The following is a 25,365-nucleotide window of genomic DNA, read 5'->3' on the forward strand; positions in this document are numbered from 1 at the left end:
AAAAATTCAAAAATCCACGCAAAGATATGTGAAGTTTCCTCGGGTCAGAAATATCACATTGGTATGGCAGTAAGGAGCCAATGCCATGACCCTGTCCAAATTCCGTGCGGAACTCTGTTCCACCGCTCACAATTCAAATCTGCGCGATGGGCTGATCGGCGAGAACGTTCTGATCCCGGGTCTGCTTGGAGACGTGCCGCTTGTCTATGCGGATTACGTCGCTTCGGGCCGCGCGTTGCGGCAGGTCGAGGATTTTGTGGCGCAGGACGTTTTGCCGTTTTACGCAAACAGTCACACCGAGGCCTCCTACTGTGGGTCCTACATGACACGTCTGCGCCGCGAAGCGCGGGCGGAAATAGCCCGCATTGTTGGTGCTCGGGAAGAGGACGCGGTGATCTTTACCGGGTCCGGCGCCACTGCGGGGCTCAATCGGTTGGTCAGCCTGCTAGGGGTGGCAGAGGCTGACCAGCCGATTGTCTTGATCGGCCCGTATGAACATCACTCAAACATTCTGCCGTGGCGCGAAAGCAAGGCACGTGTCATCGAAATCCCCGAGGCCGAGGGCGGTGGCGTGGACTTGCGTGCATTGAAAGCCGCGCTGGAGGCCCATGTGGATGCCGATTTGGTGGTCGGATCGTTTTCTGCCGCGTCCAACGTAACGGGCATTGTCACCGATCCTGATCCGGTCACGCGGATGCTCAAGGCGTATGGTGCCTTGGCCGTTTGGGACTATGCCGGTGGTGGGCCTTATCTGCCGATGGACATGGGGTCCGAAGGGGCCCGCAAGGATGCGATCGTGGTTTCGCCGCACAAGTTTCCCGGTGGCCCGGGCGCGTCAGGCGTTTTGGTTGTGAACCAATCGGCCGTAAAACGGACGTGCCCCAGCTGGCCCGGCGGTGGAACCGTAAGTTTCGTTTCACCGTGGCGGCATGACTACAGCACCGATCTGTCTACCCGGGAAGAGGCCGGGACGCCCAACGTGATCGGAGACATTCGTGCGGCGCTGGCCTTCATCGTCAAGGATGTCGTCGGAACGGACGAAATCGCCCGGCGTGAAGCGCAGTACAATCAAATGGCGCTGGACGGCTGGAAGAACAACCCGAACCTGACCCTGCTTGGGGTCGAAAAAGCGCACCGTCTGCCGATCTTTTCCTTCCTGGTGAGCGACAATGCGGGCCAGCCCGTGCACCAGCAGCTGTTTACGCGGATGCTCAGCGATATCTACGGCATTCAGGCGCGGGGCGGCTGTGCCTGTGCCGGACCCTACGCCCACCGCTTGCTGGGGATCGATCAGGCAACGTCAGAGGCGCTGCACGCTGCCTTGTCCGCTGGGGAAGAAATGAAAAAACCCGGCTGGGTGCGCCTGAATTTCTCATATCTGATGAGCGAAGAGACGGTTCAGTTCATCATCGACAGCGTCAATGACCTGTCGCACCGGACCGAAGAATTCACGCCTTACTACAACGCTGACCCGGCAACAGCGCGCTTCAAGGCCGCATGAGGGAATTGCCGCTTTTCTCAACCCTTTGAGACAGGTATGAGAGGCCCATTCAACGGAGCCTCTCATGACCAAGATCACCCCACAACCCGGCATTATGGACATCGCGCTGTATCAGGGCGGTCAGTCGCATGTGGCGGGAGTGGAGCATGTGATCAAGCTGAGCTCGAACGAGAACCCGTTTGGACCCAGCCCCAAGGCCATAGAGGCGGTGCGCGACAGCGCGGCCACTCTGCATCGTTATCCCAGCACCGACCACGCGAGCCTGCGCGCGGCCATCGGCGCACGCCATGGGCTGGACCCGGCGCGGATCATCTGCGGTGTCGGCAGCGACGAGGTATTGCAATTCGTCGCCCAGGCCTACGCGGGGCCGGGGGACGAGGTGATCTATACCGAGCACGGGTTTTCCATGTACCCGATCATCGCCCGCATGGCCGGCGCGACGCCGGTCATGGTGGCCGAACGTGACCGCAAGGTGGATGTGGATGCCATTCTCGCCGCGGTGACGGGGCGGACGCGGATCGTGTTTGTCACAAACCCCGGCAATCCAACCTCGACCATGATCCCGAACGACGAACTGGAACGTCTGGCGCTGGGTCTGCCCGACACCTGCCTGATGGTTCTTGATGGCGCTTATGCGGAGTTTGTCGATGGGTTCGATGGCGGGGCATCGCTGGTTGACGCCCATGAGAATGTAATCATGACGCGCACCTTCTCAAAAGTGTACGGGTTGGGCGGTATGCGTGTCGGATGGGGCTATGCGCACCGCCCGATCATCGACGTGCTGAACCGGGTGCGCCAGCCCTTCAACCTGTCAATGACCGCATTGGCGGCGGCTGAAGCTGCGGTAAACGATGTGGAATTCCTGACCTTCTGTCAGGCCGAAAACGCGCGCCTTCGTGTGTGGCTGGCCGATCAATTGGCCAAGACAGGCGTGCCGTCGGACCCGTCCTGCACCAACTTCATCCTAGCGCGTTTCGCCGATCAGGCCGAGGCCGAGGCCTGCGATGACTACCTGAAAACGCAGGGTTTGATTGTCCGCCGGGTTGCAGGCTACAACCTGCCGAACGCCTTGCGGATCACCGTGGGCGACGAAGAAGCCTGCCGCCGTGTGGTTGCGGCGATCACTGCATTCAAAGAGGGCGCAGCATGAGCCAGATTTACGACCGCGTTGCGCTGATCGGGCTGGGCCTGATTGCTTCGTCCATGTTCTGGGCGATGAAACGTGCAGGGCTGGCCGGGGAAGTGACGGGTTATGCCCGGTCTGAAAAGTCCCGTGAAACCGCGCGCAGGATCGGATTGTGTGACCGTGTTTGCGACACGGCACGCGAGGCGGTTGAAGGCGCCGATCTTGTCGTGCTCTGCGTGCCTGTGGGGGCTATGGGCGCAGTTGCAGAAGAAATTGCACCCGTGCTGAAACCCGGTGCCACCGTTACGGATGTGGGTTCGGTCAAGCGGGGCGTCATTCGGGCGGTACAGCCTCATATCCCCGACGGAGTGCATTTCGTTCCCGCGCATCCCTTGGCAGGGACCGAGCATTCCGGCCCTGAATCCGGGTTTGCCGAACTGTTTGACAATCGCTGGTGCCTGTTGGTCCCGGTCGAGGGTTCGGACCCGGATGCCATTGCCCGTCTGCGCGCGCTCTGGGAGGGCATGGGGTCGAATGTCGATGAGATGGATGCGGATCACCACGATCTGGTCCTCGCCGTAACGTCCCATGCGCCGCACCTGATTGCCTACACGATGGTTGGCGTGGCCGACGATCTGCGACGGGTAACCGACAGCGAAGTCATCAAATATTCGGCCGCCGGCTTCCGCGACTTCACCCGGATTGCCGCGTCCGACCCGATCATGTGGCGGGATGTGTTCCTGTCCAACAAGGATGCGACGCTGGAAATCCTGGGCCGGTTCACCGAAGAGCTTTTTGCCCTGCAACGCGCCATACGCACTGGCGACGGCGATCATTTGTTTGACTACTTCACCCGCACCCGTGCTATTCGTCGCGGCATCATCGATGCCGGGCAGGATACGGATGCGCCGGACTTTGGGCGGGGAAAGGCAAGTTCATGAGACTGCGCTGGGGGCATATTCTGATCGGGGTCGTGGCTTTGAGCGCCGCGCCGGTTCATGCCGCGCCCCTTGACCAGTCTTTGGTGCCCCTCATGCGCCCTTTGACTGTTCAGCAGGCTGTCAGCGCGCCTGCCCCTTCTGACATTGCCAACCTGCGTCCGGTTTCGCGTCCGGTTTCGCCGCAAGTCACGGCTGCGGCGGCGCGCCCGTCGGAGCTGCCACTTCTGGGGCCGGACACATCCTTGATGCCTTATTTGCGACCCGAGTCTGTCGAGCAGCAGGTGTTGTTCAAAAGGCGCAAGCTGCGCAAAGGGTCTGTTTGCGGGGATATTGCCATTCAAGGCAAACCTGTTGGCCGTGTGGGCAGCAAGAATTCAGCCTGTGGTGTCAAGGATGCGGTGCAGATCACCTCGGTTTCGGGTGTGATGCTCAGCCGCCCCTCGACGATGGATTGCGGCACCGCCATTGCGTTGAACAAGTGGGTCGACAAGACCGTCAAACCCACCTTCAAACGCCGCGGGCCCGTGGTCGAGCTGCAAATCGCCGCCCATTATGCCTGCCGAACCCGCAACAACCGCAAAGGTGCGCGGATATCCGAACATGGTAAGGGTCGTGCGATCGATATCTCAGGTTTCAAAATGGCTGACGGTGAGGTGGTGACCGTCCTGAACGGGTGGCGCAAGAACCCGTCTCAGAAACAGCTCAAGAAGATCTGGCGCGGGGCGTGCGGCCCGTTTGGTACCGTGCTGGGGCCGAATTCCGATCGCTATCACAAGGATCATTTCCACCTTGATACGGCCCGCTATCGCAGCGGACCTTACTGCCGTTAACGCAGGATCAGGCGCGGGGCAGGGCCCAAAGGCAATGGCCCGAGCGCCACGAAACCATCGCGGAAATTCAGTTGCAGATCCAGCGCGTTGGGGTTTCCGCCCAGCCCTGCCAGAAAGTTCAGCCCTCGGGTGACGGGATCAACGGCCTGATCGGGCAGGGCACCCGCCGCGTTTGCCATTGCGATCATATCCCGCCAGTTTTCGGCTTTGACGGCAATCTCTCCGGTCGGGATACCTTGGGCGTCCACATCCAGATCGCCGGTCGCGAACAGGCGCAGCTCACCCCATTTGATCTCGGCCAGACGCAGATCGATGGCCACGGGCTGCGGACGGCTGTCTTCGAGGGCGGACCGGCTCCAAACCTTGTCGAAAGTGGTGACCATATCCAGTTCCAGCGTCTCAAAGCTCTGCGGTAACGAACTTGCGGAATGCATCAGGGCCCGCAGTTTTTCCCCCGGTGTAAACCCATCCGCGCGGGCCGTGATGGAATAGGTTTCTGAAATTGACGTTTGTTCCATGATCAGGCTCAGCGTGTCGCCCGAGGCCAGCGTGGTGGAGTTTTCCGTCACCGACCAGGCCTCGGCCGTCAAAGCCATTTTCTCCAGCACGAGCGAGACGCCGGGCTGCAATTGCAGCTCGGCCAGCAATTCGTCGGCCACGATTGTTGATGTCTGGTCGAAATATGACAGGCGTTGCGGTGTGTCCGCGAACCGCAATATCTGACGGCCGGGCCAGATGGCGGGGCTTTTGAATTCGATCCAATCCGCGCTCCATGCCGTGCCGTTCACCGGATCCGCCAGCGCCGGATTGTTCAGACGGGTCATGTGGTGGGTCGGATAGCCCGCTGTCGCGACATTCGAGAAATCCGCTTGCCAGCCGCGCGCCTCCTGCTGTTCGAACCAGCCAGTGATCGCAGAGCGCAGGCCATACCCGGCCACGAACCAATAGGCGCTCCATGCCAGGGAAACAAAAATCAACACTCGTATTATACGCATTCGAAAGGCCCTTTTTCCCGCCTTGGAATTGATGTTTATAGGCCGAAACAGGCGAGGACCAGTGCAATGACGATGTGGGTATTCGGATATGGATCGCTGCTGTGGAATCCGAGCTTTCCGGTGGCACGCAGTGAACGCGCGACACTTCATGGTTATTCCCGCTCCTTCTGCATGAGCTCGATCCACCACCGCGGGACCGAAGAAAAACCGGGCCTGGTGCTGGCACTGGACGAACAGGAGAACGCAAGTTGCACCGGTTTGGCCCTTGCGGTCGAGGCGGGTCACGAAGACCGTACGCTGCACGAGCTGCGCGAGCGCGAGCTGATTTCCTCGGCCTATGTTGAACGTATGCTGGATGTGCACCTGGAAAACGGCGAAATCGTCAATGCCGTTACCTATGTGATCGATGCCGACCACGTCCAGTATTGCGGCGGGATGCCGTTGGAGGAACAGGCCCGGATCATCGCTCATGCGGTTGGCGGGCGCGGTCCGAATGACGAATACCTTTACAACACCGTAGAACATCTGGCCGAGATCGGGCTGCGTGACCATGATCTTGAGTGGTTGGCGCAACGGGTGCGCGACATCACCGCATAAACTCTTGGCGTCACGCGCGGAATCCCGCTAGATTCGACGCAAAGCAGGCAAATACCGGGAACCACGCGCATGGCGCAGGCACATCAGGGCGCGAGACCCCATTTCTCGCATCCCATTCGACAAATTCTGTTGATGTTGATGGCGATCGGCTTGTCCGGGCTGGGCGTGTTTCTGGCACTGCCTTACGTATTGCCAGTTTTCTATGCCAATCCGTATCTGAATGGTTTCATTCTGATCGTATTTCTTATCGGCGTCCTCGCTTGTTTTTATCAGGTTACGCAACTGATCGGGTCCGTGCGCTGGATCGAGGCCTTTGTCGGGGGCGTCGTTCGCGAAGATGCGCGTACACCGCAATTGCTGGCGCCTTTGGCTTCGCTGCTGCGGGAGAGAGGCGCGCGCTCACAGATCAGTTCCACCTCAACCCGGTCCATTCTGGACTCCGTGGCCGAGCGTGTCGAAGAAGAACGGGAAATCACGCGTTATATAACCAATGTTCTGATCTATTTGGGTCTGCTGGGTACATTCTTTGGCCTGGCGACAACCGTTCCAGCCATTGTCGACACCATCCGCAGCCTGAACCCGCAGGAAGGCGAAGAGGGGCTGGCCGTCTTCAATCGCCTGATGACCGGACTCGAGGCGCAGTTGCAGGGGATGGGCGTTGCGTTCGGGTCCTCTCTGCTGGGTTTGGCGGGATCGCTGATCGTTGGTCTGCTCGAAGTGTTTGCCGGGCACGGGCAAAACCGTTTCTATCGCGAGCTCGAAGAATGGCTGTCCTCGATCACCCGCGTCGGATTTGCCGGCGGTGAAGAGGGCGGGGCAGAGATCGCCGTACTGACACCTGTGCTGGATGCCATGTCCGAACAGATGGATGCGTTGCAGGATCTGTTTGCCGCTCAGGAAAGCGAGCGGGCTGAGGTTTCGGCCAAGCTGGGGCAACTGGTCGATGTGATTGCCGAGATGAACAATCGCCAGGCCAATACCGAAAGCGTCACTTCGGCTCTGGAGCGTGTTGCGCTGGGGCAGGATGCGTTGCTTGATCACATGCGCGAACACGGTGCAGGCGATGGCATCGATGCCGAAAGCCGGATGCGCCTGCGCTCGATGGACGTGCAGTTGCTGCGCATTCTCGAAGAGATTTCGGCGGGTCGCCAGGAAAGCATGAACGAATTCCGCAAGGATATCGAACTGCTGGTCAAGGCCCTGACCCTGCCGCGGGGCGCGGTGCGCACCACGCCGGAAGGAGAGTAACCCATGGCGCTGTCCCGCCGCACCGGTCAACGCTTCCAGGGCTCGGTCTGGCCCGGATTCGTGGACGCGATGACCGGGCTGCTGATGGTGCTGACATTCGTTTTGACCATCTTCATGGTGATTCAGTTCGTTCTGCGCGAAACCATTTCGGGTCAGGAAGACGAACTGACGACGCTGGCAGACGAGGTTGCTGCGCTTGCGGGCGCGCTGGGTTTGGAAGAGCGTGAAAACAGCCGCTTGCAGGCACGGCTGGGTGCGTTGAACACGACGCTGTCGCTGGCCGAAGACGATCTGGCGCAAGCGCAGTCGCTGATCGCCTCACTGACCACCGAACGCGACCGTCAGGCCGCCGCGCTGGATAAGGCGCAGACCCGGATCACGAATTTCGAAGCACAGGTTGCGGCGCTGCTTGCCGAGCAAGAACAGGCTTTGGGCGACATCGCAGCGCTTGAGACTGTGCGCGAGCGATTGCTGACGGAACAAGAGGCGCTGAACCTTGCCCTTGCACAAAGTCGCGAGGAAATCGATGCGCAGACGGAAGCTGCCCGATTGGCAGCCGCCCGCCGCGAGGCACTGGAAGCATTGGTTGCGGATCTGGAGCAAAGCGGCGATGAACGCGCGGCGGAAATCGCCACCCTTGAACAGCAACTGAGCGATGAAGAAGCCGCCCGCCTGGCCGAAGCCGCTGCCGCCGAGGCATTGCGAAACCGCCTTCAGAATGCGGATGCCGAGCTGACGGCCATGACGCTCGCGTTGGAGGCACAACGCAAAGAGGCCGAAGATACGCTGACTCTTCTGGCCGCCGCGCAAGCCGCGCGGGCCGAGCTTGAGCGGCAATTCGGCGACGTGAATCCTGATGAATTGCGCGCCCAGCTTGAAGCCGCCCTGGAGGCGCAAACGCGAGCGCAGGCGGATGCTGATGAACAACGCACCCTGGCCGAACAAAGGCAGGCTTTGCTGGCTCTGGCAGAATCGACATTGTCGGAAGAGAAAGAAATCTCAGCCGAGGCCCAGCGTGAGGCGGCTCTTCTCAACCAGCAGATTGCCGCGCTGCGCGGGCAGTTGGGGTCCTTGCAGGCCCTGCTGGACGATTTCGAAGAGCGCAACGAGGCTGCCGAAATCCAAATCCAGACTTTGGGTCAGGACCTGAATGCCGCGCTGGCCCGTGCCGCTTCGGAAGAACGCCGGCGCCGCCTGCTGGAAGAAGCCGAGCGCCTGCGTCTCGAGGCCGAGGCCGAAGCACTGGCCGGTCAGAATGAGGAACTGGCAGCGCAGGCGGAAGATCTGCAACGCTATCGTTCGGAATTTTTCGGACGTCTCCGGGATGTCCTTGGCGATCAGGAAGGTGTGCGGATTGAAGGTGACCGCTTTGTCTTTTCATCCGAGGTTTTGTTTCCGACAGGATCAGCCGTGCTGTCCGCGGAAGGGCAGCAGGAGGTTGCGAAAGTTGCGAACATCCTGCGCAGTGTCGCCGCTGAAATTCCGCCCGGTCTGAACTGGGTGATCCGGGTCGACGGCCATACCGACAACGTTCCGCTGGCCGGTTCGGGCCGATACCGGGACAACTGGGAACTCAGCCAGGGTCGCGCGTTGTCTGTTGTGCGCTTTATGGTCGACGCGCTGGGCATCCCACCCAATCGTCTGGCGGCAAACGGGTTTGGTGAATTCCAGCCGGTCAATCCGGCTGACACGCCCGAGGCGCGGGCACAGAACCGCCGGATCGAGCTGAAACTCACGGAAAGATAGCAAACCTTGCCTCTTGCCTCGGTAATCTGCGTGATGGGGTCAAACCGATTACCGTCTGCCAAAGCGAAAGCTTTGATCCGGAGTGCCCATGAAGCAGCGGGGTACCACGGGGTAATCTTCGGTCAGAAAATACGCATAGGTTCCTGAAGGGTATTCTGCTGAAACGGTGAAGGCGCCGTTGCATTGGTCCAAATTGCCGTGACCCTGAACAAAAACGTAGTCCTCGTTGAAGGTGCCGTCATGCCGCCCGCCCGGCGCAGCGCCACCCGGCCGGTTGCCGGGTTTCAGACGATAGGACGACGTCATTTCGGTCACTTTGCCCCCTACGACGCCAGTGACGGCATATATCGGGAAACCATCTGCGGCATAGCCGATCAAGGGTGAATGCTCGGTCGGTGACCATCCCAGCAGCTTGACCAACCCTGTCGGTACACCGTGATAGTGATACTTTCCATTCGGCTGTACATGGGCATAATTGGCGTCCAACCCCAAGGAAACAGCGCCACCCAAGGCATTGTAGGACCACCCGGACCTGGGGTCGCCATGCCAGAACTCGGCCGCCTGCGGGTCGAACACAACCCCGTTGAGTGACACGCCAAAGTTCCACCCCATTTGCAGCGGCGTGATTGCACCTTTGGTCGTTGGATTTGCAGGCAATTTCAACTTGACCTTCTGCTGTTCGATCTGGTGCGGATTGACTTGGTTTGGAAACCGGCCAACCAGATGATCAGGAATGCCGTTGCCCGTCACTTTGATTTTTCTGCCTTTTTCTTTCACCGAGGCGCTGCTTTTCCCGGGGTTTTCGGTTGCGGGCACCAACCTCAGCGTTTCTGCGGTCGTTTCGTCGTGATAGCGAAACCTGTGCTGTGCAGTTGCCACAGCGGCAACGGCGGATAGGGCAAAGGCGGCGCCCCAGAGAATTGAAATTTTGCTCACGTGTCGATCCCTGTCTTGCGTTCATCATTGAAGATGACACGCGGCAGAAGTCTTTTTCCGTCGCACTTTATGCTGCCAGCAGAGAAAAAGCCCGGCGATGGGGATCGTCGGGCTTTGAAGGAGTTGTCTGTTTTCCGGTCAGTCTGCCGTCAACAGAGGTGGTTTGTCTCCTGAAATGCGCCGTTGGTCCGGGCCAAGAATTTCAAGATCCAGTTCGCCCTTCTTGACCGAGACACGAACCACGCCGCCCTTGGCCAGCTTGCCGAACAACAGCTCTTCGGCCAGCGGCTTCTTAATGTGCTCCTGAATCACGCGACCCAGCGGGCGTGCACCCATCTTGTCGTCATATCCCTTGTCGGCCAGCCACTCGGCAGCTTTTGGGGTCAGGTCGATGGTCACGCCACGATCCAGCAGTTGTGCCTCAAGCTGTAGGACGAATTTCTCGACCACCTGCAAAATGACCTCTTTCGGCAGCGGTGCGAAGGAGATCACGGCATCCAGACGGTTGCGGAATTCCGGTGTGAACATACGCTCGATCGCGGCCGTGTCTTCGCCTTCGCGCCGATCGCGACCGAAGCCGATGGCGGCCTTGGCCTGTTCCTGCGCGCCCGCATTCGAGGTCATGATCAGCACTACGTTGCGGAAATTCACCGTGCGACCGTTGTGATCGGTCAGCTCGCCATGGTCCATCACCTGCAACAGGATGTTGAACACGTCCGGGTGGGCCTTTTCTATCTCATCCAGCAACAACACGCAGTGCGGATGCTGGTCAACACCGTCGGTCAGCAAACCACCCTGATCAAACCCGACATAGCCCGGAGGGGCACCGATCAGGCGGCTGACGGCATGTTTCTCCATGTATTCCGACATGTCGAAACGCAGCAGTTCCACACCCAGGGTATCTGCAAGCTGTTTCGCCACCTCGGTCTTGCCAACCCCCGTCGGACCGGCAAACAGATAGTTGCCGATGGGTTTTTCAGGTTCACGCAGACCGGCGCGGGCCAGTTTGATCGCGCTGGACAGCGCCTCGATTGCCAGATCCTGACCAAACACCACCCGTTTCAGCGATGCTTCAAGGTCTTTCAGCACCAACGCATCATCCTTGGTGACGTTCTTGGGCGGAATGCGCGCGATCTTGGCGACAACCGCCTCGATCTCTTTGACGCCAATGGTCTTGCGCCGCTTGCTTTCCGCGACCAGATGCTGCGCCGCGCCGGCCTCGTCGATCACATCGATGGCCTTGTCGGGCAGCTTGCGGTCGTTGATGTAACGCGCCGACAGTTCGACCGCCGTCTTGATCGCATCGGCGGTGTATTTGATGTCATGATGCTCTTCGAAATAAGGCTTCAGCCCGCGCAAGATCTTTACGCTGTCTTCTACCGAAGGCTCGTTCACGTCGATCTTCTGGAACCGGCGGCTCAGCGCACGGTCCTTCTCGAAGTGCTGACGGAACTCTTTGTAGGTGGTCGAGCCCATGGTGCGCAGTTTGCCGCCCTGAAGCGCAGGCTTCAGCAGGTTCGAGGCATCCATAGCCCCACCCGAGGTCGCCCCGGCACCGATCACGGTATGGATTTCGTCGATGAACAACACCGCGTCCGGGTGATCCTCCAGTTCGGTCACAACCGCTTTCAGACGTTCTTCGAAATCACCGCGATAGCGGGTTCCGGCCAGCAGCGCGCCCATGTCCAAGGAATAGATCGTGGTATTGGCCAGCACGTCGGGGGCCTCGCCACCGACGATCTTGTGCGCAAGGCCTTCTGCGATGGCGGTCTTGCCCACACCTGGATCCCCCACCAGCAGCGGGTTGTTCTTGCGGCGGCGGCACAGCACCTGGATGCAGCGTTCCACCTCATCCGAGCGTCCGATCAGCGGATCGACATCGCCAGCTCGAGCCTTGGCGTTCAGATCCACGCAGTATTTTCCCAGCGCGCTTTCTTTCTGTTCGGCTTCGCCGGATGTGGTCTGGGCGTCTTCTTCCACCTGATCCGCACCGGATACCGAGCGGCTTTCGCCATAGGCAGGATCCTTGGCGACGCCATGCGCGATGAAATTGACCGCGTCGTAACGGGTCATGTCCTGCTCTTGCAGGAAATAGGCGGCATTGCTTTCGCGTTCGGCGAATATGGCGACCAGAACGTTGGCGCCGGTCACTTCGGTCCGGCCCGAGCTTTGAACGTGGATCGCGGCGCGCTGAATGACGCGCTGGAATGCTGCGGTGGGTACGGCTTCGGATCCGTCGATATCCGTGACCAGATTCGAAAGATCCTCGTCGATGAACTCCACCAAAGTGCTGCGCAGCTCGTCCAGATCGACACTGCACGCTTTCATGACGCGCACGGCATCGGGTTCTTCCAGAAGGGCCAGCAGCAAATGCTCCAGCGTTGCGAATTCATGGCGCCGTTCATTCGCAGCCGCCAGGGCCGCGTGTATGGCTTGTTCCAGTGTGCTCGAGAATGAAGGCACGCGGGTGCTCCTCTGTCTTGGGTCAGAAGGGGGCGGTTTCTTGGCCGGAACCCCATCCCAACCATGTCCTCATACTATTAGAGTTTGGTTGATCGTGGCCCGGCTTCAAGGGTTTTCTTTCACTTGACAGTCACATTTGTTGTGACCGTGGCCCTGAAGAGGAGCAAATAGGCATCAGAACCGGTCTTTTCTAGCCCGAATTTCGGCAAAAACGGCCTCGGGGTCAGCGCCCACCATACCCAATTTCGCCTGAATCGCCGGATCGGCGGCCCTCAGGAACGGATTTGTGGCCTTTTCAAGGGCCAGAGTCGAAGGAACAGTGGCTTTCCCGGCCGCGCGCGCGCGGTCGATATCCGCAATGCGATCTTTCAAGGCTTGGTTTTCGGGATCGACTGTAATCGCGAATTTGGCGTTGGATTGTGTGTATTCGTGCCCTGAACAGACCAAAGTGTCGTCCGGCAGGGCGGCCAGCTTGTTCAAAGAGGCCCACATTTGCGCGGGTGTGCCCTCGAACAGGCGCCCACAACCCAGCGCCATCAGGCTGTCGGCGGTGAACACCGCGGAACTCTTCGGCATGTAGAATGCGATATGGCCATCCGTGTGCCCGGAAACGTCCAGAACCTGCGCCGGTTCGCCGCCTATCTCGAAACTGTCGCCCTCTTTGACCTGCTGATCCATCGGTGGCAGGCGGTTTGCGTCAGCGGCGGCCCCGATGACCTTTGCCGGTTGTTTGGCCAATATCCCCGCAAGCCCGTCCACGTGATCCCAGTGATGATGGGTCAACAGCACATGTGACAGCGTCCACCCCCGGTCATCCAACGCCTTCAGGACCGGTGCGGTCTCGGGCGCGTCGATCAGGGCGGTCTGGCCAGTGACGGCGTCATGCGTCAGAAAGGCGTAATTGTCGCTCAGGCACGGGATTGTAACGATTTCAAGAGGCATGGCCTTTTGCCCTTTCATTGCTAGACTGCGCCCAGCTAAGCCGATTGACCGGATGTCCGCAATGCATCTTGATGTACAGGATCTGAGGAACTTCTATTACCGCAGCACGTTGGGGCGTGCGGCGCAGGCGGCTATTCGCGGGCGTCTGATCGAGCTTTGGCCCGAAGCAAAAGGCCAGACAGTGGCGGGATTCGGTTTCGCGGTGCCTTTGCTGCGCCCTTACCTGTCGGATGCGCGCCGGGTCATCGGGTTGATGCCGGGACCACAGGGCGTGATGCCATGGCCGGCAGGCATGCCCAACGTTTCGGTCCTGACCGAAGAAACCCTCTGGCCGATCGAGACCGGCCACGTGGACAAGCTTGTGGTGATGCATGGGCTGGAAACGTCGGAACGGCCAAACCAGTTGCTTGACGAATGTTGGCGCGTGCTGGGCCCCGGTGGCCGGGCCGTCTTCATCGTTCCAAACCGGGCGGGTCTGTGGTCACGGTCGGACAAGACCCCGTTCGGGTTCGGGCGCCCGTACTCTGCAACTCAGCTGGAAAACCAGCTTAAGGCGCATCACTTCCTGCCCGAGGTGCATTGCTCGGCCTTGTATATGCCTCCGTCGTTCCGGCGATTCTGGTTGAAATCCGGCAACCTGATCGAAAAGACCGGCCAGCGGATTCCGACGGTGATGGCGGGTGGGGTGCTGATGGTGGAAGTCAGCAAACATATCCGCCCGCCAAGCGGCAGCGTGACCAAAGACGCGGTCAAAAGACCGATCAAAGCGCTGGACGGCTTGCTGAAGCCCGCCTGAGACCCCGGGCAATTCCATGCGAAAAATTGAGGAAAAAAAGTCACAGGAATCGCAAAAACCTGCATATTCGTAACATTTTTCAACTGGGCCAATGTGTTCAAACCGTCGCACTTGCCGTAAGTTAATGAAAAATAACAATTTGTGGATAAATCCGTTACCGCTATAGCGTATTGCTTGGTTGGTTCGGCTCTGCTACATCCCCGGTGATTTTGATCCCCGACCGTCTGGCCGGGGTTTCTTCACGCCCCCGGGGTAGCTGCCGCACGCGAATTCGGGGCCCAAAATATCGGAAGGGTGGACGTGTCCGAACCAGCTTCGATTTCCACTGGCATCGCCGAGCGCTATGCCACCGCGGTCTTCGAGATCGCAAAAGAGAACAACGACCTTGCAGGTCTGGAATCCGGCATCAATGATCTGGCAGCCGCGCTGGACGACAGTGCAGAGCTGCGCGACCTGATCGCTTCGCCGCTGGTTTCCCGCGCTGAACAGGAAGGCGCGATCACTGCGATCGCAGACAAGATGGGTCTGAACGCCATCCTGCGCAACACGCTGGGTCTGATGGCGCAGAAGCGTCGCCTGTTCGTCGTGCCGCAACTGCTGAAGGTTCTGCGCGACATGCTGTCTGATGAGCGTGGCGAAGTGACCGCGGATGTCGCCTCGGCCAAGGCGCTGACCAAGACGCAAATGGAAAAACTGTCCAAGACGCTGTCCGAGCGCGTGGGCAAGACCGTAACTATCAATGCGACCGTGGATGAAAGCCTCATCGGCGGTCTTGTCGTTAAAGTGGGCTCGAAAATGATCGACAGTTCGATCCGTTCGAAGCTGAACTCCCTACAGAATGCAATGAAAGAGGTCGGATAAATGGGAATCCAAGCTGCAGAGATTTCTGCAATCCTGAAGGACCAGATCAAGAATTTTGGTCAGGAAGCCGAAGTGGCCGAGATCGGTCGCGTGCTGAGCGTCGGTGACGGGATTGCCCGTGTATACGGTCTGGACAATGTGCAAGCCGGTGAGATGGTCGAATTCCCCGGCGGCATCATGGGCATGGCGCTGAACCTGGAAAGCGACAATGTCGGTGTCGTTATCTTCGGTTCCGACCGTGACATCAAAGAAGGTGACACCGTCAAGCGTACCAACTCGATCGTGGACGTTCCGATCGGTGACGAGCTGCTGGGCCGCGTTGTGGACGGTCTGGGCAACCCGCTGGACGGCAAAGGCCCGATCAACGCAACCAAGCGTGGCGTTGCAGACGTAAAAGCGCCCGGCATCATCCCGCGTAAATCGGTTCACGAGCCGATGGCAACCGGCCTGAAATCGGTTGACGCGATGATCCCGATCGGCCGTGGCCAGCGTGAGCTGATCATTGGTGACCGTCAGACCGGCAAAACCGCCGTTGCTCTGGACGCCATCCTGAACCAGAAAACCTACAACGACGCAGCAGGCGACGACGAGTCGAAGAAACTGTACTGCGTTTACGTAGCGATCGGTCAAAAGCGTTCGACCGTTGCGCAGCTGGTGAAGAAACTGGAAGAGTCCGGTGCGATTGAATACTCGATCGTTGTGGCCGCAACCGCTTCGGACCCGGCACCGATGCAGTTCCTGGCACCCTACGCCGCAACTGCGATGGCTGAATACTTCCGCGACAACGGCCGCCATGCGCTGATCATCTATGATGACCTGTCGAAACAGGCTGTGTCTTATCGTCAGATGTCGCTGCTGCTGCGTCGTCCGCCCGGACGTGAAGCCTATCCTGGCGACGTTTTCTACCTCCACTCCCGTCTGCTGGAACGTTCGGCGAAGCTGAACGAAGACTTCGGCGCGGGTTCGCTGACCGCTCTGCCGGTTATCGAAACTCAGGGTGGTGACGTTTCGGCGTTTATTCCAACCAACGTGATCTCGATCACCGACGGCCAGATCTTCCTGGAAACCGAACTGTTCTATCAGGGCATCCGTCCTGCCGTGAACACCGGTCTGTCGGTTTCGCGTGTGGGCTCTTCGGCCCAGACCAACTCGATGAAGTCGGTTGCGGGTCCGGTTAAACTGGAACTGGCTCAGTACCGCGAAATGGCGGCCTTTGCGCAGTTCGGTTCAGACCTCGACGCCGCAACCCAGCAGCTGCTGAACCGTGGTGCGCGTCTGACCGAGCTGATGAAACAGCCGCAGTACTCGCCGCTGACCAACGCTGAAATCGTCTGCGTCATCTTCGCAGGTACCAATGGTTACCTCGACAAGATCGATGTGTCCGACGTTGGCCGTTACGAAGCTGGCCTGCTGGCGCACCTGCGTGGCAAGCACGCGGATCTGCTTCAGTGGATCACGGACGAAGACCCCAAGATCAAGGGTGACGCTTCCGACAAGATCAAGGCTGCGCTGGACGAATACGCCGCAACCTTCGCTTAAGGGAGAGGCGGGCATATGCCAAATCTTAAGGACCTTAAAAACAGGATCGAGTCGGTCAAATCGACCCGCAAGATCACCAAGGCCATGCAGATGGTCGCGGCTGCAAAACTGCGCCGCGCCCAGGAATCTGCCGAAGCCTCGCGCCCCTATGCCGAGCGGTTCAATGCCGTGATGGCAGGGCTGGCGGCTTCGGTCGGGGGCAGCGACAGCGCCCCCAAGCTGCTCCGTGGTACGGGCGGTGACGATGTCCATCTGCTGGTTGTCATGACAGCTGAACGCGGCCTCTGCGGCGGCTTCAACTCGAACATAGCCAAGCTGGCCCGCCAAAAGGCGGAAGAGCTGCGCCTGAAAGGCAAGACGGTCAAGGTTCTGACTGTCGGCAAGAAGGGCCGCGACGCGCTCAAGCGTGATTTTGGCGATCTGTTCGTTGGACATATCGACCTGAGCGAGGTCAAGCGCATTGGGTACAACAACGCGCAAGACATCGCCAAGGACGTCCTGTCTCGCTTTGACGCGGGTGAGTTCGACGTTGCCACGATCTTCTACTCGAAGTTCGTCAACGTCGTGACCCAGATCCCGACGGCGCAGCAGGTCATCCCCGCCTCGTTCGAGGGCGAAGCGGCGGGTGACGACAGCGGTGCCATCTTCGATTACGAGCCCAGCGAAGAAGCCATTCTGGCCGACCTGCTACCCAAGGGGGTTGCGACTGCGATCTTCTCGGCTCTGCTCGAAAACGGAGCGTCTGAACAGGGTGCACGGATGTCCGCGATGGACAACGCGACACGCAACGCGGGTGAGATGATCGACAAGCTGACGATCCAGTTCAACCGCTCGCGTCAGGCCGTGATCACCAACGAGCTGATTGAAATTATTTCCGGCGCCGAAGCGCTGTAAGAAAACCGGAGACGAAACATGGCGAATGCAAAAGGCAAAGTCACACAGATCATCGGGGCCGTCGTCGACGTGCACTTCGAAGATCAGCTGCCTGAAATTCTGAACGCGCTGGAAACCACCAACAACGGCAAGCGCCTGGTGTTGGAAGTTGCTCAGCACCTGGGTGAAAACACTGTCCGCACCATCGCGATGGACGCGACCGAAGGTCTGGTCCGCGGCGAGGCCGTGACCGACACCGGCGCACCGATCTCGGTTCCGGTCGGCAACGCCACCCTGGGCCGCATCCTGAACGTGGTCGGCGAACCGATCGACGAAAAGGGCCCGGTCGAAGCCACCGAAACCCGCGCCATTCACCAGCCCGCGCCCGAGTTCGACGAACAGTCGACCGAGTCGGAAATTCTGGTGACCGGCATCAAGGTCGTTGACCTGCTGGCCCCCTACGCCAAAGGCGGTAAGATCGGCCTGTTCGGCGGTGCAGGCGTTGGTAAAACCGTTCTGATCATGGAACTGATCAACAACATCGCAAAAGTGCACTCGGGCTTCTCGGTGTTCGCGGGTGTTGGTGAACGGACCCGTGAAGGGAACGACCTGTACCACGAGATGATCGAATCGAACGTGATCAAGCCCGACAACCTGTCGGAAAGCCAAGTGGCCCTGGTGTACGGTCAGATGAACGAGCCTCCGGGTGCGCGTGCACGTGTCGCTCTGACCGGTCTGACCCTGGCGGAACAGTTCCGTGACCAGTCCGGTACCGACGTTCTGTTCTTCGTCGACAACATCTTCCGCTTTACGCAGGCGGGTTCCGAGGTGTCGGCTCTGCTGGGTCGTATTCCTTCGGCCGTGGGCTACCAGCCAACACTGGCTACCGACATGGGCGCTCTGCAGGAACGCATCACCTCGACCAAGTCGGGCTCGATCACGTCTGTTCAGGCGATCTACGTGCCCGCGGACGACCTGACCGACCCTGCGCCGGCAACCTCGTTTGCCCACCTTGACGCGACCACTGTTCTCAACCGTGCGATCTCGGAAAAGGGTATCTACCCGGCGGTTGACCCGCTCGACTCGACCTCGCGCCTGCTTGACCCGGCCATCGTTGGTGAAGAGCACTACAAGGTTGCGACGGACGTTCAGCAGATCCTCCAGCGCTACAAGTCGTTGCAGGACATCATCGCCATCCTCGGCATGGACGAACTGTCCGAAGAGGACAAACTGACCGTGGCCCGTGCCCGTAAGATCGAACGCTTCCTGTCGCAGCCGTTCGACGTGGCCGAAGTCTTCACCGGTTCGCCCGGCGTTCAGGTTCCTCTGGATGTGACCATCGCGTCGTTCAAGGCCGTTGTGGCCGGCGAATACGATCACCTGCCCGAAGCGGCCTTCCTGATGGTTGGTGGCATCGACGAAGTGATCGCCAAAGCGGAGAAGATGGCCGCAGAAGCCGCCTAAGGAGTATCCCTGATGGCAAACACGATGCAATTCGACCTCGTCAGCCCCGAGCGGAGCCTTGCTTCGCTTCAGGCGAGCGCGGTCCAGATTCCCGGCGCGGACGGGGACATGACGGCGATGCCCGATCATGCCCCCACCATCACCACGCTGCGCCCCGGTCTGCTCAAGGTCGAGGCACCCGAAGGGTCCAGCGAATACCTGGTCACCGGCGGGTTTGCCCAGATCAACGGCGACAGCCTGTCAGTTCTGGCCGAAAAGGCCATCCCGGTGGCGGAAGTAACCCGCGCGCATCTGGACGAGCTGATCGCCGAGGCACGCGCCTCGCACGAGGTGGCGAAGGAAAACGGCGAACAGACCATTGTCGACGATGCAGCCAAGCTGCTGGCCGACATGGAAGCGCTTGGAACGCATATGAGCCTGTAACGGGCCCACTAGTGAAAAATTTGAGCGGCCTCGCAATTGCGGGGCCGTTTTTTTGTCGTGCTTTTGCCGAAATGCCGGGGTAAGTTGCGGGAATTCAAGAATAATGATGATAAGATGAAAAAGTTTCTAACCCATCCCATTGGAATTGAGCAGGGTGAAAATGTCCTGTTCTCGGAGTTTGCCGAAGGCGGCGATATGTGGACCGGGCAGGGGCCGCGTGAACGCCGCGCAAACATTCGGTTCAAAGAAGCATTTCGGACCCCGCCTATGGTGCAGATCGGGATCTCGCTGTGGGATGTCGACACGTCCTCGGCGCTGCGCGCAGAAGTTCAGGCCGAACATATCACTGCCGAGGGTTTTGACGCAGTATTCCGGACCTGGTCCGACACTCGGATTGCTCGCATCCGGGCAAGCTGGACCGCGATAGGAGAGGTGGCACACCCGGACGACTGGAATATATCCTGATCCGGGTTCGCCATGTTTTCAGGCATTTGAACGACTGATTGGGTTCAGTCGTCCTGCGCTTCGATCATGTCCACGCGTGTGGCGTGGCGGCCGCCTTCGAATTCGGCATTCAGAAACGCGTCAACGATGTCCAGCGCCAGACCCTCACCGACAACCCGCGCGCCAATCGACAGCATGTTGGCGTTGTTGTGCTGGCGGATCATGCGGGCCGAGAATGCGTCGGAACAAACGCCACAGCGAATGCCGGGCACTTTGTTCGCAGCCATCATGATACCCTGCCCAGTGCCGCAGAGGACGATACCCAAGCTGCAATCGCCCGAGGCAACGGCCTGCGCTGCGGCCTTGCCGTGCTTGGGGTAATGGGTGCTTTCCGGGGTTGTCGGGCCGATATCAACCACGTCCCAACCTTGCTGTGCGATGTGGTTGGCCACGGACTGGCGCAGCTCGATCGCCGCGTGATCGCTGGAAAGAACAATACGTTTGTTGGCAGTCATGGAGGTGATTCCACTTGTGTCGCCGATCGCGCCCCATGGTCAGATATCCGCGCAATCGGTATTTCAGATATCAGGGGGCGACATGTTTGGCCGCCCCTGTTGCTCAATCCATCTGATACATGGATTCGTAGATTGGGGTCAGCGTCTTGTCTTCGAACAGCGAAGACACACTGGTTCCGTTCCAGATGTTCAGGATCGCCTGGGTGAAGATCGGCGCAGTCGGAACGATGCGGATGTTCTTTGCCTTCAAAATCTCTTTGGTCGGCTGGATCGTGTCGGTCAACACCAGCGACTTCATAACCGAGTTCGTCACCCGCTCGACCGCGGGGCCGCTCATGACACCATGCGTGATGTACGAATGAACTTCCTTGGCGCCATTGTCCAACAGGACCTGCGCGGCCTTGCAAAGTGTTCCGGCGGTGTCACACATATCGTCGACGATCAGGCAGATCTTGTCCTTCACATCTCCGATAACGGTCATTTCAGCGACTTCGCCTGCTTTCTCGCGCCGCTTGTCAACGATCGACAAGGGGGCGTTGATGCGCTTGGCCAGTTCACGCGCGCGCGCCACGCCGCCCACGTCGGGTGAAACCACCATGATCTCATCCAGATTGTCCTTGAACTGGTTTTTGACATCCAGCGCAAAGATCGGCGAGGCGTACAGATTGTCGACGGGCATATCGAAAAACCCCTGAATCTGCGCGGCATGAAGATCCATCGTCAGAATCCGCTCGATCCCTGCGCCGGTCAGCATATTGGCCACCAGCTTGGCGCTGATGGGCGTGCGGGCCTTGGTGCGGCGATCCTGGCGGGCATAGCCGAAATAGGGGATCACGGCCGTGATCCGTTGCGCCGACGAGCGGCGCAGTGCGTCGGCGATGATCAGCAGCTCCATCAGGTTGTCGTTGGCCGGGTTCGAGGTCGGCTGGATAATGAACATATCCTCGCCGCGTACGTTCTCGAACACTTCGACGAAGATCTCGCCATCGTTGAACCGTTCGACGCGTGCATCGACCAATCCCTGGTCGACACCGCGATACAGGCTCATGCGACGGGCGATGGTTTTGGCAAGTGGAAGGTTGGCGTTCCCAGCGATAAGCTTGGGTTCGTGAAGTGTCGGCATCGGCTGAGGTCCCCGGGCAGCAATGGCAATGTGACAGATTCGTGATGTTGACACCGCTTAGCATGGCCTTACCGTCCCGCAAAGGTAACGCAGCGGAGAAAGTGAACATGACCCGGATTGACTACTTTTTTGCGACAATTTCGCCCTACAGCTATCTTGCGGGGAACCGGCTGGAAGAGATTGCGGCGAAACACGACGCAACGATTAACTACAAGCCGCTGGACATCATGGCCCTGTTCGCACGTACCGGGGGCACGCCGCCGAAAGACCGTCATGTATCGCGCATCGAATACCGCGCTCAAGAGTTGCTGCGCCAATCGAAGAATCTGGGGATGGAGTTCAACCTGCAACCGGCGCACTGGCCGACCAACATGGCGCCGTCTTCCTATGCGATCATCGCCGCGATCAAGGATGGTTCGGGCGACGTGGGCAAGTTGTGCCAGTTGATACTGCGCGCCTGCTGGGCCGAAGAAAAGGACGTCGCTCAGGATGATGTGATCCGGGACTGCCTGGCAAATGCCGGGTTTGACCCGGAACTGGCCAACAGCGGTCTGCTGGTCGGGGCCGAAACCTATGCCGCCAATCTGGAAGAAGCCGTGGATCGCGGCGTGTTCGGCGCGCCGTTCTACATCACGCCGGATGGTCAACGCTTCTGGGGGCAGGATCGCCTGGATGATCTGGATCGGCATCTGTCCGAGATCGATGGATGACAGCCCCGACGGCGATGCAATCCGGTTTCGTGAGACGATTGGGTGACGGAGGGCGCAATTTGCTTGCCCTTCATTGCACCATTGCACATTCCGGCGCGTGGTCCGGTCTGGCCAAGGCATTGGATGGCAGCGTGTGTCTTGTTGCACCGGACATGCTGTCTCATGGGCGCAGTCCGGATTGGGACGGTCAAAGCGATTTCTTTGACGCTGTGACAGAGCTGGCGGCGGTCGAATTGACCGAGCCCACGGATCTGGTCGGCCATTCCTTTGGGGCGATCGTTGCGCTCAGACTGGCCATCGAGCACCCGGACCGTATTCGAAGTTTGACCCTGATTGAGCCTGTGTTCTTTGCGGTGGCAAAACAGGACGCGCCCGGTTTCTACGATCAGCACCTGCGAGAGTCCCAGCCGATTGAAGCAGCGTTCCAAGCAGGCGACGAAGCGCTGGCCGCGCGGTTGTTCAACCGGATGTGGAGCTCTGGCATCAGCCCCAAATGGCCTGACCTGCCAGAGCGGACGCGCGCCAGCATGGTACGTGGGATTCATGTTGTTCCCGCGTCTTATCCCGTTCTGTACGATGACCGGGAAGGGTTGCTTGACCCCGACAGATGCAAGCGCGTATCGATGCCAACCCTGTTGCTGAGCGGATCAAAGACCCACCCGACGATCCCCGCAATCTGTAAAGGATTGCAGCGCCGTCTGCCGAACGCACGCCATGAGGTCGTTCAAGGTGCGGGGCACATGCTGCCCATTTCGCACCCTCGTGAAACCAGCGCGCTGCTTCAGGAGTTCTGGAAAGCTGGCCACGGGGCGGGTGTTACAACAGGCTGAGAAACTGATCGATCTCGGCTGTTCCGATCGACCAGTCGCAGACCAGTCTGCACGCAAGGCTTTCATCGTCATCGTCACCTTCCAGCTCGGCCCCCCAAAGGTGGTAGATTGCCCCGGCCTCATGCAGCTGTTTGTGCTTTGCGCGTGAAAAAGCGGCAAAGATCATATTGGCCTGTGGTTCGTGCAGGAACTCGGCCCCTTTTGCACGCAAGCCATCGGCCAGCCGGGCACAGTTTGCATTGGCCTGACGCGCCAGCTTCAGCCACAGATCATCTTCAAGATAGGCCGCCATCTGAGCGGACAGGTAGCGATGCTTGGAAAACAGATGCGCCCCGCGTTTGCGCCGCAGCTCGAATTCCCAGGCCTTGCTCTCGTCAAAGAACACCACGGCCTCGACGCCCATCAGGCCGTTTTTGGTACCACCGAAGCTGACTGCATCCACCCCGGCTTTCCATGTCATGTCAGCCGGAGAGCAATTCAGGGCCACCAGGGCATTGCTGAACCGGGCCCCATCCAGATGGACGGGCAAGCCATATTCCTTTGCGACCCCGCACAGCGCCTGCAACTCCTCCAGCGAATAGACCGATCCGCGCTCGGTGACCTGGGTGATCGACACCGGCCCGCGCTGCGGCCCGTGAACACCACGGGTTTCTTCGCCCAAGATGGACCCGCGCAGCGCGTCCGGCGCCATCTTGTCACCGCCGGGAACAAGGGTCAGCTTGGCCCCGGTGTAAAACTCGGGCGCGTTGCACTCGTCTTCGTGAATATGGGCAACCGGAGAGCAGAAGATCGTTTCCCAAGGGTTGGACAATGTGGCAAGAGCCAGAGAATTTGCCGCTGTCCCCGTCGCCACCAGATAGACGGCCGCCCCCGGAGCTTCAAAGATGCTGCGAATGCGGTCACGCACCTCGTTCATCATCGTGTCGGCGCCATAGGCCATCTGATAGCCCTGATTGGCCTCGGCCAGTTTGGCCATGACCTGCGGGTGAACCGGCCCGGAATTGTCAGATGCGAAATACATCAGCTAGGCTCCTCGATAATGTAGTCTTCCCACTCTTCCATGGGGGTTTCGAACTCGGACACCGTGCGCCCTCGGACCGACACGCCTGCGGCGTGCACGGTTTCCGGCGTACCAGACAACAATGGGTGCCAGTCGTAAAGCGGTTTGCCCTCCCACAGCAGCCGATAGGCGCAGGTTTGCGGCAACCAATAGGCGTGTTCGTCGATATTGTCGGGCGTCATGACGATGCATTCAGGGACGAATTGATGCCGGATGTCGTATTGCGTGCAGCGGCAGCTTTCATCGTCCAGCAGGCGGCAGGCGACGCAGGTCAGGGCAACTTCGCCCGAGTCTTCATCTTCCAGCTTGTTGAGGCAGCACTTGCCGCAGCCGTCACACAGGGCCTCCCACTCGCGCTGGTTCATCTTGCGCAGCGGTTTGCGTTCCCAGAACCGGGCGGGCAGGCCGGTGCGTTCAATCGGATCGGCGCTCATAGGGCGGCCAGAATGCCCCGGGCCTGTTCACAATCGGCATTCATCTGCGCGATCAGACCATCCAGCCCGTCAAATGTCATTTCAGGGCGCAGGAATTCGATCAGCCCCACCGACAAGGTCGCCCCGTACAGGTCGCCGGAAAAGTCGAACAGGAAGGTTTCGATATTTGGCACTTCGCCATGGAACATCGGGCGGACCCCAACCGAGGCCGCGCCGTTATAACTGCCCTGATGCGGGCCATCCAGCACGTCGACCAATACGGCGTAGACACCGAACTTGGGCGGGTGGAGCCCTTCGATGGACATGTTCGCGGTTGGGAAACCCAGCTCCCTCCCGCGCTGCTCGCCCCCGATCACCTCGCCTTCGATCCTGTGCCAATGGCCCAGCATCGCGGCGGCATCCTTTGGGCGACCCTCGCTCAACGCGGTTCGGATGGCGGTTGACGAGACCACGTTTTCCGACCGCTGCATCAAAGGGGCGATCGTCACGCCAAATCCCATCTCTTGCCCGAACCGAACCAGATCGTCAGCCGTCCCGCTGCGGCCCTTGCCAAAACAGAAATCGGCCCCGACAACGACATGGGACAGGCCCAGCCCGTCACAAATCACGTTGCGCGCGAATTCATCGGGGGAAAGCCCGGCCAGCGCCGCGTTGAACGGCAGTTCATACAGTTTCTTCACACCCAGTTTCTCAAGCCGATGCGCCCGGGCATTGCCGCGCATCAGGCGGAACGGAGGAGAGTCCGGCGCAAAGTATTCACGCGGATGCGGCTCGAAGGTCATGACCCCCAGTGGCGCATCCGGGGCCGCGTCGCGGGCCAGTTCGATCACCGACTGGTGCCCCACATGAACGCCATCAAAATTCCCGATCGCAACGCTGGCGCCGCGATCTTCTGGCTCGACAAACTGGAAATCCCGGATGATGTGCATAGGCGATTGCGTAGCGTTGCGTTGCGATTTGTTCAAGCG

25 protein-coding genes are annotated in these 25,365 nt (G+C 59.6%); 16 read left to right on the forward strand and 9 right to left on the reverse strand.

The genetic code is table 11. The annotated features are described in order from the left end of the window. The first annotated feature begins 85 nt into the window (after positions 1–85). The 4 genes from I9184_RS00240 (at position 86) to I9184_RS00255 (ending at position 4,398) form a co-directional block, all read left to right on the forward strand. The gene (locus I9184_RS00240; RefSeq protein WP_209832249.1) at positions 86–1,501 is read left to right on the forward strand and encodes an aminotransferase class V-fold PLP-dependent enzyme; all 1,416 of its coding nucleotides are present in this window, start codon (positions 86–88) and stop codon (positions 1,499–1,501) included. A gap of 64 nt (positions 1,502–1,565) precedes the next feature. Further along, positions 1,566–2,651 carry a histidinol-phosphate transaminase gene (gene hisC / locus I9184_RS00245; protein WP_209832250.1) on the forward strand — a complete coding sequence of 362 codons (1,086 nt, stop codon included), beginning with the start codon at positions 1,566–1,568 and terminating at the stop codon, positions 2,649–2,651. Further along, positions 2,648–3,568 carry a prephenate/arogenate dehydrogenase family protein gene (locus I9184_RS00250; protein WP_171634530.1) on the forward strand — a complete coding sequence of 307 codons (921 nt, stop codon included), beginning with the start codon at positions 2,648–2,650 and terminating at the stop codon, positions 3,566–3,568. The genes hisC and I9184_RS00250 overlap by 4 nt, the downstream gene beginning before the upstream one ends. After that, a complete protein-coding gene (locus I9184_RS00255) occupies positions 3,565–4,398 on the forward strand; it encodes an extensin family protein (RefSeq protein ID WP_171634528.1) in 834 nt (277 codons plus the stop codon). The genes I9184_RS00250 and I9184_RS00255 overlap by 4 nt, the downstream gene beginning before the upstream one ends. On the opposite strand, the gene I9184_RS00260 is transcribed toward I9184_RS00255, so the two are convergent. Continuing rightward, on the reverse strand, positions 4,395–5,393 hold the full coding sequence (locus I9184_RS00260) for a DUF2125 domain-containing protein (RefSeq protein ID WP_209832251.1): 999 nt from the start codon (positions 5,391–5,393) through the stop codon (positions 4,395–4,397). The genes I9184_RS00255 and I9184_RS00260 overlap by 4 nt on opposite strands. A 66-nt stretch (positions 5,394–5,459) precedes the next feature. On the opposite strand from I9184_RS00260, the gene I9184_RS00265 reads away from it, so the two are divergent. The 3 genes from I9184_RS00265 to I9184_RS00275 all read left to right on the forward strand — a co-directional run bounded on the left by I9184_RS00265 (position 5,460) and on the right by I9184_RS00275 (position 8,984). Next, positions 5,460–5,990 (forward strand): gamma-glutamylcyclotransferase, encoded by a 531-nt coding sequence (locus tag I9184_RS00265; RefSeq protein ID WP_209832252.1) that lies wholly within the window; start codon positions 5,460–5,462, stop codon positions 5,988–5,990. Between the two features lie 69 nt (positions 5,991–6,059). Further along, the gene (locus I9184_RS00270) at positions 6,060–7,238 is read left to right on the forward strand and encodes a biopolymer transporter ExbB (RefSeq protein WP_152459020.1); all 1,179 of its coding nucleotides are present in this window, start codon (positions 6,060–6,062) and stop codon (positions 7,236–7,238) included. Between the two features lie 3 nt (positions 7,239–7,241). Beyond that, a complete protein-coding gene (locus I9184_RS00275; protein ID WP_209832253.1) occupies positions 7,242–8,984 on the forward strand; it encodes a peptidoglycan -binding protein in 1,743 nt (580 codons plus the stop codon). Positions 8,985–9,032: 48 nt separating this feature from the next. Here I9184_RS00275 and I9184_RS20830 read toward each other — a convergent pair whose 3' ends face one another. The 3 genes from I9184_RS20830 to gloB all read right to left on the reverse strand — a co-directional run bounded on the left by I9184_RS20830 (position 9,033) and on the right by gloB (position 13,325). Then, the gene (locus I9184_RS20830) at positions 9,033–9,920 is read right to left on the reverse strand and encodes a YHYH protein (protein WP_209832254.1); all 888 of its coding nucleotides are present in this window, start codon (positions 9,918–9,920) and stop codon (positions 9,033–9,035) included. A gap of 138 nt (positions 9,921–10,058) precedes the next feature. Continuing rightward, entirely contained in the window at positions 10,059–12,383 is a 2,325-nt protein-coding gene (clpA, locus tag I9184_RS00285; protein WP_171168952.1) for an ATP-dependent Clp protease ATP-binding subunit ClpA, read from the reverse strand. Between the two features lie 174 nt (positions 12,384–12,557). Continuing rightward, positions 12,558–13,325, reverse strand: coding sequence for a hydroxyacylglutathione hydrolase (gene gloB, locus I9184_RS00290; RefSeq protein WP_209832255.1), 768 nt, complete (start codon positions 13,323–13,325; stop codon positions 12,558–12,560). A 61-nt stretch (positions 13,326–13,386) separates the two neighbouring features. Between gloB and I9184_RS00295 the strand changes: the two genes are divergently transcribed. From I9184_RS00295 to I9184_RS00325, 7 genes are all read left to right on the forward strand, one after another. After that, a complete protein-coding gene (locus I9184_RS00295; RefSeq protein ID WP_171634510.1) occupies positions 13,387–14,121 on the forward strand; it encodes a class I SAM-dependent methyltransferase in 735 nt (244 codons plus the stop codon). 300 nt (positions 14,122–14,421) lie between these two features. Next, positions 14,422–14,982, forward strand: a complete 561-nt coding sequence (locus I9184_RS00300) for a F0F1 ATP synthase subunit delta (protein WP_209832256.1) — start codon at positions 14,422–14,424, stop codon at positions 14,980–14,982. Beyond that, positions 14,983–16,521 carry a F0F1 ATP synthase subunit alpha gene (gene atpA / locus I9184_RS00305; RefSeq protein WP_152459013.1) on the forward strand — a complete coding sequence of 513 codons (1,539 nt, stop codon included), beginning with the start codon at positions 14,983–14,985 and terminating at the stop codon, positions 16,519–16,521. Positions 16,522–16,536: 15 nt separating this feature from the next. Further along, positions 16,537–17,415 carry a F0F1 ATP synthase subunit gamma gene (locus tag I9184_RS00310; protein WP_209832257.1) on the forward strand — a complete coding sequence of 293 codons (879 nt, stop codon included), beginning with the start codon at positions 16,537–16,539 and terminating at the stop codon, positions 17,413–17,415. 18 nt (positions 17,416–17,433) lie between these two features. Further along, positions 17,434–18,858 carry a F0F1 ATP synthase subunit beta gene (gene atpD / locus I9184_RS00315; RefSeq protein ID WP_152459011.1) on the forward strand — a complete coding sequence of 475 codons (1,425 nt, stop codon included), beginning with the start codon at positions 17,434–17,436 and terminating at the stop codon, positions 18,856–18,858. A gap of 12 nt (positions 18,859–18,870) precedes the next feature. Then, on the forward strand, positions 18,871–19,281 hold the full coding sequence (locus I9184_RS00320; protein WP_171168948.1) for a F0F1 ATP synthase subunit epsilon: 411 nt from the start codon (positions 18,871–18,873) through the stop codon (positions 19,279–19,281). Positions 19,282–19,395: 114 nt separating this feature from the next. Further along, positions 19,396–19,746, forward strand: coding sequence for an H-type lectin domain-containing protein (locus tag I9184_RS00325; RefSeq protein ID WP_171634501.1), 351 nt, complete (start codon positions 19,396–19,398; stop codon positions 19,744–19,746). Between the two features lie 44 nt (positions 19,747–19,790). Here the strand turns inward: I9184_RS00325 and rpiB are convergent, their stop codons facing one another. Together rpiB and I9184_RS00335 are read right to left on the reverse strand one after the other, a co-directional pair. After that, positions 19,791–20,240, reverse strand: coding sequence for a ribose 5-phosphate isomerase B (gene rpiB / locus I9184_RS00330; protein ID WP_171634498.1), 450 nt, complete (start codon positions 20,238–20,240; stop codon positions 19,791–19,793). A gap of 103 nt (positions 20,241–20,343) precedes the next feature. Then, positions 20,344–21,363, reverse strand: coding sequence for a ribose-phosphate pyrophosphokinase (locus tag I9184_RS00335; protein ID WP_117872500.1), 1,020 nt, complete (start codon positions 21,361–21,363; stop codon positions 20,344–20,346). Between the two features lie 107 nt (positions 21,364–21,470). On the opposite strand from I9184_RS00335, the gene I9184_RS00340 reads away from it, so the two are divergent. Beyond that, positions 21,471–22,073, forward strand: coding sequence for a 2-hydroxychromene-2-carboxylate isomerase (locus I9184_RS00340; RefSeq protein WP_171722737.1), 603 nt, complete (start codon positions 21,471–21,473; stop codon positions 22,071–22,073). Next, the gene (locus tag I9184_RS00345; RefSeq protein WP_209832258.1) at positions 22,070–22,903 is read left to right on the forward strand and encodes an alpha/beta hydrolase; all 834 of its coding nucleotides are present in this window, start codon (positions 22,070–22,072) and stop codon (positions 22,901–22,903) included. The genes I9184_RS00340 and I9184_RS00345 overlap by 4 nt, the downstream gene beginning before the upstream one ends. Here the strand turns inward: I9184_RS00345 and I9184_RS00350 are convergent. Genes I9184_RS00350 through I9184_RS00360 form a run of 3 tightly spaced genes read right to left on the reverse strand, consistent with a single transcriptional unit; the run spans position 22,890 to position 25,326 of the window. Beyond that, positions 22,890–23,924, reverse strand: coding sequence for a beta-eliminating lyase-related protein (locus tag I9184_RS00350; protein WP_171168941.1), 1,035 nt, complete (start codon positions 23,922–23,924; stop codon positions 22,890–22,892). The two genes, I9184_RS00345 and I9184_RS00350, sit on opposite strands and share 14 nt — an antisense overlap. Beyond that, positions 23,924–24,397 carry a YcgN family cysteine cluster protein gene (locus tag I9184_RS00355; RefSeq protein ID WP_171206268.1) on the reverse strand — a complete coding sequence of 158 codons (474 nt, stop codon included), beginning with the start codon at positions 24,395–24,397 and terminating at the stop codon, positions 23,924–23,926. The genes I9184_RS00350 and I9184_RS00355 overlap by 1 nt, the downstream gene beginning before the upstream one ends. Continuing rightward, positions 24,394–25,326 carry a bifunctional riboflavin kinase/FAD synthetase gene (locus tag I9184_RS00360; protein ID WP_209832259.1) on the reverse strand — a complete coding sequence of 311 codons (933 nt, stop codon included), beginning with the start codon at positions 25,324–25,326 and terminating at the stop codon, positions 24,394–24,396. Before I9184_RS00360 ends, I9184_RS00355 begins: the two co-directional genes overlap by 4 nt. Positions 25,327–25,365: the final 39 nt, after the last annotated feature.

It is taken from the genome of Ruegeria sp. HKCCE3926, from assembly GCF_017872515.1.
Classification (GTDB): Bacteria; Pseudomonadota; Alphaproteobacteria; order Rhodobacterales; family Rhodobacteraceae; genus Ruegeria.

Bases quoted from the DNA above. Each gene is read 5' to 3' on its own strand.
- I9184_RS00335 (WP_117872500.1), bottom strand. From the start codon at position 21,363: ATGCCGACACTTCACGAACCCAAGCTTATCGCTGGGAACGCCAACCTT.
- I9184_RS00320 (WP_171168948.1), top strand. From the start codon at position 18,871: ATGGCAAACACGATGCAATTCGACCTCGTCAGCCCCGAGCGGAGCCTT.
- I9184_RS00240 (WP_209832249.1), top strand. From the start codon at position 86: ATGACCCTGTCCAAATTCCGTGCGGAACTCTGTTCCACCGCTCACAAT.
- I9184_RS00265 (WP_209832252.1), top strand. From the start codon at position 5,460: ATGACGATGTGGGTATTCGGATATGGATCGCTGCTGTGGAATCCGAGC.
- I9184_RS00325 (WP_171634501.1), top strand. From the start codon at position 19,396: ATGAAAAAGTTTCTAACCCATCCCATTGGAATTGAGCAGGGTGAAAAT.
- gloB (WP_209832255.1), bottom strand. From the start codon at position 13,325: ATGCCTCTTGAAATCGTTACAATCCCGTGCCTGAGCGACAATTACGCC.
- rpiB (WP_171634498.1), bottom strand. From the start codon at position 20,240: ATGACTGCCAACAAACGTATTGTTCTTTCCAGCGATCACGCGGCGATC.
- hisC (WP_209832250.1), top strand. From the start codon at position 1,566: ATGACCAAGATCACCCCACAACCCGGCATTATGGACATCGCGCTGTAT.
- I9184_RS00275 (WP_209832253.1), top strand. From the start codon at position 7,242: ATGGCGCTGTCCCGCCGCACCGGTCAACGCTTCCAGGGCTCGGTCTGG.
- I9184_RS00345 (WP_209832258.1), top strand. From the start codon at position 22,070: ATGACAGCCCCGACGGCGATGCAATCCGGTTTCGTGAGACGATTGGGT.
- I9184_RS00360 (WP_209832259.1), bottom strand. From the start codon at position 25,326: ATGCACATCATCCGGGATTTCCAGTTTGTCGAGCCAGAAGATCGCGGC.
- I9184_RS00355 (WP_171206268.1), bottom strand. From the start codon at position 24,397: ATGAGCGCCGATCCGATTGAACGCACCGGCCTGCCCGCCCGGTTCTGG.
- I9184_RS00310 (WP_209832257.1), top strand. From the start codon at position 16,537: ATGCCAAATCTTAAGGACCTTAAAAACAGGATCGAGTCGGTCAAATCG.
- I9184_RS00340 (WP_171722737.1), top strand. From the start codon at position 21,471: ATGACCCGGATTGACTACTTTTTTGCGACAATTTCGCCCTACAGCTAT.
- I9184_RS00270 (WP_152459020.1), top strand. From the start codon at position 6,060: ATGGCGCAGGCACATCAGGGCGCGAGACCCCATTTCTCGCATCCCATT.
- I9184_RS00255 (WP_171634528.1), top strand. From the start codon at position 3,565: ATGAGACTGCGCTGGGGGCATATTCTGATCGGGGTCGTGGCTTTGAGC.
- I9184_RS00250 (WP_171634530.1), top strand. From the start codon at position 2,648: ATGAGCCAGATTTACGACCGCGTTGCGCTGATCGGGCTGGGCCTGATT.
- atpD (WP_152459011.1), top strand. From the start codon at position 17,434: ATGGCGAATGCAAAAGGCAAAGTCACACAGATCATCGGGGCCGTCGTC.
- I9184_RS00260 (WP_209832251.1), bottom strand. From the start codon at position 5,393: ATGCGTATAATACGAGTGTTGATTTTTGTTTCCCTGGCATGGAGCGCC.
- I9184_RS00350 (WP_171168941.1), bottom strand. From the start codon at position 23,924: ATGTATTTCGCATCTGACAATTCCGGGCCGGTTCACCCGCAGGTCATG.
- atpA (WP_152459013.1), top strand. From the start codon at position 14,983: ATGGGAATCCAAGCTGCAGAGATTTCTGCAATCCTGAAGGACCAGATC.
- I9184_RS00295 (WP_171634510.1), top strand. From the start codon at position 13,387: ATGCATCTTGATGTACAGGATCTGAGGAACTTCTATTACCGCAGCACG.